This is a genomic window from Nonomuraea sp. NPDC004186, assembly GCF_053603495.1.
Window position 1 is genome coordinate 1 of sequence record NZ_JBSGFQ010000213.1, and the last position, 12,416, is coordinate 12,416.

Genomic DNA, 12,416 nt, shown 5'->3' on the forward strand with positions numbered 1-12,416 from the left:
TGGTCCCGGGGGGGGGGGGAGGGTCTCCGCGGGGGCCCGGGCCAGAGCGGCGGCCCGCGGGCGGGGCGGGGGGCGGCGGGGCCCCGCCCCCCCCCCGCCCCCGCCGCCGCTGTCACGGACCGTCGCGCATGTGGTTCTTCCCGCCGGGGCCGGAGGACCTGTGGCGGCTCGCGCCCGGTGTGGGGGCGTTCTGGCTGGTCTGGGGGAGCTTCGCGGTGCCGCTGGGGCTGATCGGGGCGCTGGTGGTGGGGTTCGTCGCCGTTCGTGCTCGCGGTGGTGCCGGCCGTGCTGCTCCTGGTCGCCCGTCGCCGGGAAACCGTGGAACGCGACGACGCCGGACGGGCCTCGGAGGCCGGTCCGGCGTGAGTCGCGGTACAGGGGGTCATGCCGCGTGGCGCCTGAGGATGGCGAGCGTGAGGGCGGCCAGGCCGATGAAGGTGATCGCGCTGACCAGCGCCACCGTGTTGAGCCCCGTGGTGAACGCGGCCCGCGCCAGGTCCAGCAGGTCGGGCTGGTCCTTGGCGGCGATCACCGCGGCGGTGATGCTCTCGCGGACCGCCTCCACCGGCAGGTGCTCGGGGAGCTGCCCGCGGTAGACGGCGCTGCCGAGGCTGCCCAGCGCGGCCACGCCCACCGCGACGCCGAACTCGCCGCCCGTCTCCGACAGCGAGGCCGCGGAGCCGGCCTTCTCCGCCGGCGCGGCCGTCATGATGACGCCGTTGCCCACGCCCATCGGCAGCGCGATGCCCGCGGAGGCCAGGACGAGCCCGGTCACGACCAGCCCGGTGCCGCCGGCGCTCGGCACCTGCGTGTGCAGGAACAGCCCGACCGCGCCCACGGCGAATCCGCCGGCCATCACGTACGCGGTGCCGACGCGGCGGGCGAGGGCGGGGGCCAGCGTCAGCGCGACGATCATGGCGAGGTTCTGCGGCACGAGCCAGAGACCCGCCTCCAGCGGGGACTTGGCCTCGACGGTCTGCAGGTACTGGGTGGTCATCAGCGTCGTCCCGGCCATCACGACGCCGCCGAGCAGCATGGTCCCGAGCGTGGTCGCGAAGGCCCGGTTGCCGAACAGGCGCAGGTCGAGCAGGGGGTCGGCGAGCCGGCGCTGCCGCCGTACGAACACCACGGCGAACGCCGCCCCGGCCACGACCGCCGCCACGGGCACCGGGTGCCAGCCGCTCCTCGCGATCTCCTTGAGCCCGTACACGACCGGCAGGATGGTCGCGAGCGACAGCGCGACGCTGGCGAGATCGAGCCGGCCCGCGTTCGGGTCGCGGTACTCGGGCAGCAGCGTCCGGCCGGCCACCAGCAGCGCCACCATGAACGGCACCCCCATCAGGAAGGCCGCCCCCCACCAGAAGTGCTCGAGCAGCAGCCCGCCCACGATCGGCCCGGCCGCCATGCCCAGCATGAAGCAGCCGAACCAGAGCCCGATCGCGGTCCCCATCTGCTTGGCGTCCTGGAACATGTTCCTGATCAGCGCCATCGACGACGGCATCAGCGTCGCCCCCGCGATGCCGAGCAGCGCCCGGGCCACGATCAGCATCTCGGCGCTCACCGAGTACGCGGCCACCACCGAGGCCGCGCCGAACGCCGTCGCCCCGATCATCAGCAGCCGGCGCCGCCCGATCCGGTCGCCCAGCGTCCCCATGGTGACCAGGAACCCGGCCAGCATGAAGCTGTAGATGTCCATGATCCAGAGCTGCTGCGGAGCGCTCGCCCCGAGGCCGGTGCTGAGGTGCGGCAGCGCCAGGTAGAGCACGCTGACGTCGACCGAGAGCAGCAGGGCCACGGAGGCCAGGACGGCCAGCCCGGTCCATTCCCGGCGGCCCGCGCGGGTGCCGGGAAGTGTGCCCTCGAGTGTGGTGGTGTTCATCTCGTTCCCCTTTCAGTTGTCTTCACAGTGCTGTAAGGGGCTTCCGATGTTCTTTTCGTGGACTTAAGGCCGCGCATAAGGTGACGGTCATGCGTTTTGGGGTGCTGGGTCCGCTGGCCGTGTGGACGGATGCCGGCGAGAGCGTCACGGTTCCCGGGCTCAAGGTACGGGCGCTGCTCGTGGACCTGCTCGTCCACGAGGGCCATCCCGTGTCCGTGGACCGGCTGGTCGACGACCTGTGGGGCGCGGAGCCGCCGGGCAATCCGGCCGGGGCGCTGCAGGTGCGCGTCTCGCAGCTGCGCAAGGCGTTCGAGGACGCCGAGCCCGGCGGCAAGAACCTCGTCGTCTCCCGCGCCCCCGGCTACCTGCTGCGCCACGAGGCCGGGGCCGTGGACGCGGCGCGCTTCGCCGGCCTGCTGGCCCGGGCGGAGGCCACCGACAGCCCGCGGACCAGGGCGGGGCTGCTGGCCGACGCGCTGGCGCTGTGGCGGGGGCCGGCGTACGCCGACTTCGCCGACGAGGAGTACACCAGGTCGGCCATCCTGCGCCTGGAGGAGCAGCGGCTGTCCGCGCTGGAGCAGCACGCCGAGGCGCGGCTGGAGCTGGGCGAGCACGGCCTGCTGGTGGGCGAGCTGGGCGATCTGGTGGCCAGGCATCCGCTCAGGGAACGCCTGCGCGCCGTCCACATGCGGGCCCTCTACCGCGCGGGACGCCAGAGCGAGGCGCTGGCCTCGTACGGCGAGCTGCGGGACCGGCTGGCCGACGAGCTCGGCCTGGACCCGGGACCCGAGCTGGTCGCCCTGCACCAGGCGATACTCGGGCAGGACCCGGCCCTGAGCGTGCCCGCCGACCGCCCCGTCACGAACCTGCCCGCCTCCGTCAGCAAGCTCATCGGCCGGGACGAGGCGCTGGCCGAGGTGTGCGCGCTGGTCGGCGACGAACGGCTGGTGACGCTCACCGGCAGCGGCGGGGTCGGCAAGACCCGGCTGGCGCTGGAGGCCGCGAACCGGCTGGTGGACGGGTTCGCGGACGGGGCCTGGCTGGTCGCGCTCGACCAGGCGTCCCGGTCCCCCGCCGAGGCCGTGCTGGCCGCCCTGGACATCCGCGAGGACGCCGGCGCGCCCGCCGGGGAGCCGGCCTCCCAGGGGGACCGGACGCTGGAGCGGCAGCTCGGCGCGGCGCTCAGGGCCAGGCGGATGCTGCTGGTCCTGGACAACTGCGAGCACGTGGTCGAGCAGGTCGCCGAGCTGGCCGAGGCGCTCCTGCGGGCCTGCCCCGACCTGCGGATCCTGGCCACGAGCAGGGAGCCGCTGGCCGTGGCCGGCGAGGTGCTGTGGAGCGTGCCGCCGCTCGACGTGCCGGGCAGCGCCGATCTGGCGGTCATGGCGCGTTCGGACGCGGTCAGGCTGTTCGTGACCAGGGCCGCGGCCTCCGCCCGCGGGTTCGCGCTCGACGCGCGCAACGCGGCGGCCGTGGCGCAGCTCTGCCAGCGGCTCGACGGCATCCCGCTGGCGCTGGAGCTGGCCGCGACCCGGGTGCGGGCGCTGGGCGTCCAGGGCGTGGTGGCCAGGCTGGACGACCGGTTCAAGCTGCTGGCCTCGGGGCAGCGGGGCGCGCCGGCCCGGCAGCAGACACTCACCGCGGTGATCGACTGGAGCTGGGACCTGCTGTCCGACGACGAGCGCCGCGTCCTGCGCCGCCTCGCCGTGCACGCCGACGGCTGCACGCTGGAGGCCGCCGAATCCGTCTGCGACGCCGCCGAGCTCGACGTGCTGGACCTGCTGGCGCGCCTGGTCGACCGCTCGCTCGTGGTCGTCGTCGAGGCCCCCGCCGGTGTCCGGTACCGGCTGCTGGAGTCGGTGTCGGAGTACTGCCGGGCCAAGCTGTCCGACGCGGGCGAGCTCGACCGGGTACGCCTCGCGCACCTGCGCCACTACCTGGCGCTGGCCGTACAGGCCGAGCCGGAGCTGTACGGGCACGACCAGCGGGACTGGCTGCTGCGCCTCGACGCGGAGGCCGCCAACCTGCGGGCGGCGCTCGACACGGCGGTCGCCGGCAAGGACGCCGGCAGCGCGGCCCGGCTGGTGAACGCGCTGGCCTGGTACTGGTTCCTGCGCGGCCGGCTGGCCGAGGGCCGGCGGTCGCTGGCGGCGGCCCTGTCCGTCGATGGGGCCGCCTCCCCGGTCCGGGCGCGGGCGGCGGCCTGGGAAGCCGGGTTCGCGCTCATACTGGGCGAGGAGGTCGACTGGGAGCCCGTGCTGGCGGCGGTCGAGGACCCGGGCGAACGGGCCAGGGCCGAGCTGTTCGTGAGCATGCACGTCAAGGACATGCCGACGGGGCAGGAGCTGGTGGGCCGGGCGCTGCCCACGTTCAGGGAGACCGGCGACCGGTGGGGCGTCGCGGCGGCGCTCGCCAGGCAGGCCAGGGACGCGTTCACGACGCGGGACATCCAGGCGCTCGAACGGACCGGCGAGGAGAGCGCGCGGCTGTTCACCGAGCTGGGCGACCGGTGGGGGCTGCTGCAGGCCACGGCCTGGCTGGCGTCGCTGGCCGAGATGGCGACCGACGCGGAGCGGGCCACCCGGCTGTTCGGCGAAGGGCTGCGGATGGCCGAGGACCTGGGGCTGTGGCCGGAGGTCTCCACGCGCATCGCCTGGCTGGGCTGGATCGCGATGCAGACCGGCGACTATGACCGCTCCATTGAGTTCTGCGAGCGGGCCATGAAGCTGGCGCAGAGCCAGGGCTACATGGAGGGCGCGATCATGGGTGAGATGGGCCTCGCCTTCGCCGCGCGCCGGGCCGGGCGGCTGGACCTGGCCGAGACGCATCTGCGCCGGCTGCTCGAAGGGGTGCCGCGCGGCGCGGACGTCGAGCCCCCCTTGTACGTGCCGGACACGCTGATCGAGCTGGGCTACCTCACGGAGCTGCGCGGGGACCCGGCCGCGGCCATGGAGCTGCACGTGGAGGCGCTGGCCGCGGCCCACAGGATGGGCGACGTCAGGACGATGGCGTTCGCCGTGGAGGGCGCGGCCTCGGCCGCCGGGCCGACCGAGAAGGCGGCCGTGCTGCTGGGGCTGGCGGCCGCGGCCAGGGAGCAGAACCAGACCCCGGCGGGGGCGGCCGAACGGGCCGACGTCGAGCGGGCGGCGGCGCGGGTACGCGAGGCGCTCGGCGAGGAGGCCTTCGCGGCCGCGTACCGGGAGGGCGCCACCCGCAAGCTCGACGAGACGGCCGACCTGCTCTGAGGGCTAGGCAAGGTACTCGGCCAGGCGGTCGAAGAACTCGATCCAGCCCGCCTTGGCCTGCTCGGCGTGCGCGGGGTCGGTGTTGACGCCGTACTGGTGGAAGCGCATCCCCGTCTTGCCGTCCGCCTCGGTGAAGTCGATCGTGACGACCGACGCCGGCCCCTCGCCCGGGTTGTCCGGGTCGCCCGTGGTGAACACCAGCCGCTCCGGCTCCGTCACCTCGCGGTAGGTGCCGTCCAGCGTCGCCTCGAACCCCTCCTCGCCCACCAGCGTGGCCCGCCAGACGCCGCCGGGGCGGGTGTCCAGGGTGATCCGGCCGACCGGCGTGCTGAGCATCCGCGGCCCGAACCACTGCGAGAAGCGCTCCGGCTCGGTCCAGGCGGCCCACACCAGCTCGCGGGGGGCGTCGAAGAGGCGGTTGATCTCGTATTCGGCGGTCTGGGTCATTGTCGTGTCCTTTCCGGTTCGTTCGATGGCTCAAAGGTCGCAGGGCGCGCTTCAGATCTCCTTCTCGTCGCCTTAAGGCGCGTGGCAGGCTGGCGGTATGAGGATCATTCGCGCCGCCAGAGTGCTCACCGGCCGGCCCGGAGAGGTGATCGCCGACGGCGAGGTCCTCGTCGACGGCGACCGGATCGTCTCCGTGGGGCCGCGCGGCAGCGGGGGCGAGGCCGCCGAGGTCCTCGACCTGCCGGGCCACACGGTGCTGCCCGGGCTGATCGACGCGCACGTCCACCTGGGGTTCGACGCGAAGGTGGACCCGGTGACCCGGCGCAGCGCCGAGAGCGACCACCACCTGCTGTTACGCATGGCCGAGAACGCGCGCAAGCTCGTCTCCGCCGGCGTCACCACCGCCCGCGACCTGGGCTCGCGCGGCTTCCTCGACCTGGCCCTGCGCGACGCGATCGAGGAGGGCCTCACGGTCGGCCCGCACATCGTGGCCGCCACCAGGCCCATCACGATCACCGGCGGCCACTGCTGGTACATGGGCGGCGAGGCCGACGACGAGCCCGCCATCCGCCGCGTCGCCAGGGAGAACCTCCGGGCGGGCGCCGACTGCCTGAAGGTGATGGCCTCCGGCGGCCTGATGACGCCGGGCGCGCCGCCGAGCTGGGTCCCGCAGTACGGCACCGAGCAGCTCAGGGTCGTCGTGGAGGAGGCCGCGTCGCGCGGCAAGGGCGTCGCCGCCCACGCCCACGCGCACGCCTCCATCCGCAGCTCCATCGAGGCGGGCGTCACGACGCTGGAGCACTGCACGTTCTTCGGCCCGTCGGGGCACGACTACGACGCCGAGCTGGCCGACCTCGTCGCGGCGAGCGGCACGTACGTGTGCCCCACCGTGCACGGCGTGTTCTGGCGGATGCGCGAGACCTACGGGCCCGAGATGATCGACGCCTGGCTGAACGCGGTGGCCGCCATGCGGGAGGCCGGGATCCGGCTCGTCGCGGGCACCGACGCCGGGTTCACCAACGGCGGCATCGCCAACGAGACCGACGGGTACGTCGCCGGCCTGGAGGTGTTCGCGGAGGCCGGATTCGGGCACGCGGAGATCATCGAGATGGCCACCGTGCGCGCCGCCGACGCCTGCGGGGTGGGCGGGGTGACCGGCAGCCTGGAGGCGGGCAAGCGGGCCGACCTGATCGCGGTCAAGGGCGATCCGCTCGAACGCCTGGCAGACCTGCGCGATCTCACACTCGTCCTGATCTCCGGTCGTTCCGTCACGCAGACGGGCATCGACACGGTGACCTCGTCCGTCGGCTGAGAGGATTCTTCATGCTGCCCTGGTCCGCCGAGCTGGCCGGCCGTCTCGACCACGCCGTCATCGACAGCGCCCTGCTGCGCGGCAACCCCCTGGGGGATCCGCACGAGCGCCCGATCATGGTGTACGTCCCGCCCGGGTACGACGACGATCCCTCCCGTCGCTACCCCTCGATCTACGTGCTGCTCGGCTACACCGGCCACGTCGCCATGTGGCTGAACCGGGCTCCGTTCCGGCAGCCGTACCCGGAGCTCGCGGACGCCGCCTTCGCCTCCGGGGAGGCCCTGCCCGCGATCGTCGTGTACGTGGACGCGTGGACCTCGCTCGGCGGCAGCCAGTTCCTCGACTCCCCCGGCACCGGGCGCTACCACTCCTACCTGCGGGACGAGGTCGTGCCGTGGGTGGACGCCCGCTACCGCACGATCGCCGACCGCGACCACCGGGCGGTCACCGGCAAGTCGAGCGGCGGCTACGGGGCCATGGTCACCGCGATGCTGGCGCCCGACGTGTTCGGCGCGCTGGCCACGCACGCCGGCGACGCGTTGTTCGAGGTGTGCTCGCGCGGGTCGTTCCCCGAGGTGGCGCGCAGGCTGCGGGACATGTACGACGGCTCGTACGACACGTTCCTCGCCGACTTCCGCGGCCGCCTGGCCGGGACCAAGGAAGGGGACCTGGAGCTGCTGGAGATGTACGCGTACGCGGCCGCCTACTCCGCGGACCCCGACGGGACCGTACGCGTGCCCTTCGACGACACCGGCGCCGTCGTGCCGGAGGTGTGGGAGCGCTGGCTGTCCTGGGATCCCGTGCTGATGGCCCCGCGGCACGCCGAGGCCCTGCGCTCGATGCGGGCGATCTGGGTGGACGCCGGGAGCAAGGACGAGTACTTCCTGGACTTCGGGGCGGTGGCGTTCCGGCGGGCGCTGGAGGCGGCGGGCGTCAAGGACGAGAACGTCTATTTCGAGCTCTTCGACGCCGGCCACGGCGCCATCGAGTACCGCTACCCGCTCGCCCTCGCCTGGTTGTCCCGCCGTCTGACCCCCTAGGTCCGCAGGCTGCGCACGCCGGCGAGGATCAGCTCCAGCCCGGCGCGGAAGGCCGCGTCGCGCTGCTCCCGGGGCCAGGTCTCGGCCTTCCTGGCCTGCTCCTCGACCGTGTAGCCGTTCACGTAGGCCATGACGGTGTCCACGGCCACGGCGGCCCTGTCCGCGGGGATGCCCGCCGCGGCCAGGGCCGCGACGAGCGCGTGGAAGCCGGCCACGGCCTCGTCCCCCGCGTGCTGGAACGTCGCCATGAGGCGGGCCCCGTCCCGGTGGGCCAGCATGAGCTCGCGGATGCCGATCGCGACGATCCGCAACTGCTCGTCCCAGGGGCCGTCGAGCGGCGGTGCGGGGCCGTCCTGCGGGGTGACCAGGTGCGCGACCATCGCGTCCAGCAGCGCCTGTTTGCTGGGGTAATGCCGGTACAGCGCGCCTGCCTGCACCCCGAGCCGGCCGGCCAGGCGGCGCATGGTCAGCCCGTCCAGGCCGACCTCGTCGAGCAACTCGATCGCCGCCCGCAGGACCTGGTCGCGCCGCTCCCCCATGAGACCTCCTTGACAGTACGGCTCCGCCAATGTGAACAATGTACACGTGAACGTTGTTCACGTCGGACAGGGAGGACGGCATGAGCGGACAACGGGTTCTGGTGATCGGGGCGGGCCTCGGCGGGCTGGCCCTCGCGCACGCGCTGGTGCGCGCGGGGATCGACGTACACGTGTACGAGGCCGACGACGGCAGCGGCGATCGTTTCCAGGGCTACCGGATCGGGCTGGCGCCGCTCGGGTGGGCGGAGCTGCGCGCCTGCCTGCCGGAGCGGCTGTACGCGCTGGCGGAGGCGACCAGCGGCGACCTGGACGGCCCCGGGCTGCTGTTCGACGAGCGGCTCACGCTGCTCAGCAGCGACCTGCCGGGACCGCCGGACGAGACCCGGGCGGTCGATCGTCAGGTGCTGCGGCGGATCCTGCTCGGCGGTCTCGGCGACCGCGTCACGCACGGCAAACGCCTGACCGGGGTCGCCGAGACCGGCGAGACGGTGACGGCCCGCTTCGCCGACGGCACCCAGGCCACGGGCGGCGTGCTGGCCGGCGCCGACGGCGGCAACTCGGTGGTCCGCCGCCACGTGGCCCCCGAGGTGGGCCACGTCGATGCCGGCCTGTGCGGCGCGATGGGCCGCACGCCGATCACCGAACGCTTCGCGGAGCTGGTGCCGGGCCGGGGCACCATGGTCAAGGGCCCGGGGATCACGCTGATGCTGGGCCGCATGCGGTTCGCCAGGGAGCCCTCGGAGGCCGCCGCGGAGCTCGTACCCGGGCTGGACCTGCCCCACCGGGACAGCTACGTGCGGTGGGTGCTGCTCGTGCCCCCGGAGCACCCGGCGTCGCGGCAGACCCTGGTGGACGCCCGCGAGCTCGTCCTGGAGCTCATCGACGGCTGGCACCCCGACCTGCGGGAGCTCGTGCGCTCGGCGGACATGAGCGCCGCGGGCCCCGCCAAGGTCTACGACCGTCCCGTGCCCGCGTGGCCGGCGGGCCGGATCACGCTCCTCGGCGACGCCGCCCACCTGACGCCGGCCAGCGGCGGCAACGGCGCGAACACCGCCATCCAGGACGCCCGGCGGCTGGGCGACCGGCTGGCCGAGGTCCATCGGGGCGAGCGGGACCTCCGGTCGGCGCTGACCGAATACCAGGCCGACCTGCTGGAACGCGGGAACGCGGCGGTGGAGCACGGCAAGGAGGCCATGAAGCGGTTCGTCCCGGCGGGCTCTCAACCATCCAGGTGACACTTGTCAACCAAACGATTGATGCTCTACCGTCCTTGCACATGGCGGCACGGAGGGCGCCGCGCCCTGAGGAGCGCGGCAAGGCGGCGGAGCTGACGCGGGAGCGGATCCTGCGGGCCGCCGTGAGCGAGTTCGGCGAGAAGGGATATTCCGGCGCGCGCACCGCCGGGATCGCCGCCCGCGCCGGCGTCAACCAGCAGCTGATCTCCTACTACTTCGGCGGCAAGCAGGGGCTGCTGGAGGAGCTGCGGCGGCGCCGGCAGGCGGACGAGTCCGCGTCCGACGCCTCGTCCGCCTCGTTCGCGGAGTCGGTCGGGGCCCAGCTGGAGCGCACGCTCGACGACCCGGAATGGGCGCGGCTGGTGGTGTGGCAGGCGCTGGGCGACTGCCCGTTCGCCGACGCCGAGGAGGGACAGCGGTTCGCGCAGGCGCAACGCGCCCGGATGGCCGAGTCGCTGGAGCGGATGCGCGGGCGGCAGGAGGCCGGGGAGGTCACCGATCGGGTCGATCCGGCGTTCGCGCTGCTGGTCGCCTATGCGGTGGTGTTCGCGCCGATCACGATGCCGCAGTTCGTCCGGGACATCTTCGGCGACGAACCGCTCTCGCCCGAGGTGCGCCGCCGCCTGCACGGTGAGCTGGTCAGGCTTCTCGGCCAGGCCGAGGATTAGGGAGGTTCTGCGGCGATGGTGATGGTGGTCTTCGGGGCTCGGGGCAGTGTGGGGCGCCATGTCGCCGCCGGTCTGCTGGCGGCCGGCGAACGGGTGCGGGTGACGAGCAGGGACCCGGAAAAGGGCGGCCTGCCCGCTTCCGCGGAGGTCGTGGCGGCCGATCTGGACCTTCCTGAGACGTTGCCCGCCGCGCTGGAGGGCGCCACGAAGGTGTTCGTGTACGCCAAACCGGACGGTGTCGCGGGCTTCGTCGAGGCGGCCAGGGCGGCCGGGGTGCGGCAGGTGGTGCTGCTGTCGTCGGCGGCGGTCGTGATCGAGGGCTCCGAACACAACCCGATCGCCGTGCACCACCAGGTCGTCGAGACGGCCGTGGAGGGCTCGGGGCTGGACTGGACGTTCATCCGGCCGGGGATGTTCGCGACGAACACGCTGTGGTGGTGGCAGGCGGCGATCCGGGGCGGGGGCGTGGTGCGGCTGCCGTACCCGGAGGCCGAGACCGCCCCCATCCACGAGAAGGACCTGGCGGCGCTCGCGGTGACGGCGCTGACCGAGTCCGGGCACGAGCGGCGGGCGTACACCGTGTACGGGGTGGAGTCGCTCACGTTGCGGCGGCAGGTCGAGCACATCGGGGAGGCGATCGGGCGTCCGATCGCCGTCGAGGTGGTGTCGGAGGCGCAGGCGCGGGAGGAGATGGGCCGGACGACGCCGGCGGTCGGCGTCGAGGTGATCATGAAGCAGTGGGCGGCCCGCGACGGCATACCCGCGCAGACCTCGACGGCGGTGGAGAAGGTGACCGGCCGCCCGGCGCGCACGTTCGCCGAATGGGCCGTCGACCACGCGGACGACTTCCGCTGAGCGCGGGTGCGGCCGGCGTCTTCACCTGTTCTGCGGGGGCGTCTTCTTCCTGCGGCCGCGTCGGGGGCTCGATCCGCGCGGGTTCTGCGGCGGCCCGGGCCTGGGCTCGACTCCCGGCGCGTACCCGGGTGAGCGGTACAGGGGCCGGCCTCCGTACCAGCCCCACATGAGGCAGATCAGCCCCACGAGCAGGGCCAGGACCGGCACCAGGTAGAGCAGCGCGTCGAGCCGGAGCAGCCCGGCGGCGGTCACCCCCGTGATCGACGCGACCAGCACCCAGCCCGGCCCGTGCCAGTACGGTCTCCCCAACGGCCTGTCGGACTCCTCCCAGCCCCGGGGCGTGCGCCGCCGGAGCCGCCCCGCCGGCCACAGCCGCGTGCCGTCCCCGGTGATCACGACCGCTCGCCTGAACGGCCCTCCCCCGATCCGCACCTGCGCCTTCAGTCCCTCCGCCCGCTCGTCGACGGCGGGATCCCAGTGGACCCGCTGGTAGTACGGCCTCGCCCCGCGCTCGGGGACGAGCTTCAGGTACGGGCTGAACCAGCGGACCCCCTTCGTCCTGTACTCCAGGATCAGCGGCCGGACCTGCCACCGCACCTCGGCCGCCGACGCCGCGTGCCGGTTGAGCAGGAACCGGGCCAGCACCAGGACGAGCCCGAGCCCGTAGACGCCCGCGACGACGAACGGAGCTCGCCTGAGCATGTCCCCGGGAGGGGGCACGTCCTCATGGCCGGCGGGGAACACCAGACCGCCGGGCTCGGCCGGGTCGTAGCGGATGGTCAGCACCGAGCCCCGCACGAAATGTTCGGAGTCGGCCTGGATCATCGTCTGATGGCTGTTCCTGCCGTCGGACCAGTCCAGGTAGAACATCTCCGGATTGCCCTGGTCGTCGAAGTCGATGTACTGCACCGTGGCCGAGGCCCGCGCCGTGGCGCGAGACTCCGCGTCGGCGACGCCGGCGGCCTGGACCGCGAGCACGCCGGACGCCACGAGCGCTCCCAGCGTGAAGCCCCCGAGCGACACCAAGGCGATACGCGATATCGGCCATAAGCCATGCACCCACACAGTTTGGCGCGAGGGTCTTTCGCCACGCTTTCATCAGTCTGTCGCCGTTCTCCGCGCGCCGCCGGCGGAGCCTGCACCGCACGTTCATGTCCGCCGCCGCCTGCGTGCTCGTCGCGGCCGGCGTCTTCCTC

The 12,416-nt window shown here is 73.6% G+C and carries 10 protein-coding genes; 6 read left to right on the forward strand and 4 right to left on the reverse strand.

Features of this window, described 5'->3' with window-relative positions:
- Positions 1-382: 382 nt before the first annotated feature.
- A complete protein-coding gene (locus ACWEPL_RS63255) occupies positions 383-1,879 on the reverse strand; it encodes an MFS transporter (protein WP_363962713.1) in 1,497 nt (498 codons plus the stop codon).
- Positions 1,880-1,968: 89 nt separating this feature from the next.
- Here ACWEPL_RS63255 and ACWEPL_RS63260 point away from each other — a divergent pair, with 89 nt between their 5' ends.
- Positions 1,969-5,124 (forward strand): BTAD domain-containing putative transcriptional regulator, encoded by a 3,156-nt coding sequence (locus ACWEPL_RS63260; protein WP_452442528.1) that lies wholly within the window; start codon positions 1,969-1,971, stop codon positions 5,122-5,124.
- A 3-nt stretch (positions 5,125-5,127) separates the two neighbouring features.
- On the opposite strand, the gene ACWEPL_RS63265 is transcribed toward ACWEPL_RS63260, so the two are convergent.
- Positions 5,128-5,571, reverse strand: a complete 444-nt coding sequence (locus ACWEPL_RS63265; RefSeq protein ID WP_350729830.1) for an SRPBCC family protein — start codon at positions 5,569-5,571, stop codon at positions 5,128-5,130.
- 97 nt (positions 5,572-5,668) lie between these two features.
- Here ACWEPL_RS63265 and ACWEPL_RS63270 point away from each other — a divergent pair, with 97 nt between their 5' ends.
- Positions 5,669-6,883: an amidohydrolase family protein gene (locus ACWEPL_RS63270; RefSeq protein WP_452442530.1), complete on the forward strand. Its 1,215-nt coding sequence runs from the start codon at positions 5,669-5,671 to the stop codon at positions 6,881-6,883.
- An 11-nt stretch (positions 6,884-6,894) separates the two neighbouring features.
- Entirely contained in the window at positions 6,895-7,923 is a 1,029-nt protein-coding gene (locus ACWEPL_RS63275) for an alpha/beta hydrolase (RefSeq protein WP_363962710.1), read from the forward strand.
- On the opposite strand, the gene ACWEPL_RS63280 is transcribed toward ACWEPL_RS63275, so the two are convergent.
- Positions 7,920-8,462 carry a TetR/AcrR family transcriptional regulator C-terminal domain-containing protein gene (locus ACWEPL_RS63280; RefSeq protein ID WP_363962709.1) on the reverse strand — a complete coding sequence of 181 codons (543 nt, stop codon included), beginning with the start codon at positions 8,460-8,462 and terminating at the stop codon, positions 7,920-7,922. The two genes, ACWEPL_RS63275 and ACWEPL_RS63280, sit on opposite strands and share 4 nt — an antisense overlap.
- Positions 8,463-8,542: 80 nt before the next feature.
- Here ACWEPL_RS63280 and ACWEPL_RS63285 point away from each other — a divergent pair, with 80 nt between their 5' ends.
- From ACWEPL_RS63285 to ACWEPL_RS63295, 3 genes are read left to right on the forward strand one after another with little or no spacing between them, the layout of a single operon-like run.
- Positions 8,543-9,697 (forward strand): FAD-dependent oxidoreductase, encoded by a 1,155-nt coding sequence (locus tag ACWEPL_RS63285; protein WP_452442533.1) that lies wholly within the window; start codon positions 8,543-8,545, stop codon positions 9,695-9,697.
- A gap of 41 nt (positions 9,698-9,738) precedes the next feature.
- Positions 9,739-10,365, forward strand: coding sequence for a TetR family transcriptional regulator (locus ACWEPL_RS63290; RefSeq protein ID WP_452442535.1), 627 nt, complete (start codon positions 9,739-9,741; stop codon positions 10,363-10,365).
- Between the two features lie 15 nt (positions 10,366-10,380).
- Positions 10,381-11,220, forward strand: a complete 840-nt coding sequence (locus ACWEPL_RS63295; protein ID WP_452442537.1) for an NAD(P)H-binding protein — start codon at positions 10,381-10,383, stop codon at positions 11,218-11,220.
- Between the two features lie 21 nt (positions 11,221-11,241).
- On the opposite strand, the gene ACWEPL_RS63300 is transcribed toward ACWEPL_RS63295, so the two are convergent.
- Positions 11,242-12,246 carry a hypothetical protein gene (locus ACWEPL_RS63300; protein ID WP_452442539.1) on the reverse strand — a complete coding sequence of 335 codons (1,005 nt, stop codon included), beginning with the start codon at positions 12,244-12,246 and terminating at the stop codon, positions 11,242-11,244.
- Between the last annotated feature and the right edge of the window lie 170 nt (positions 12,247-12,416).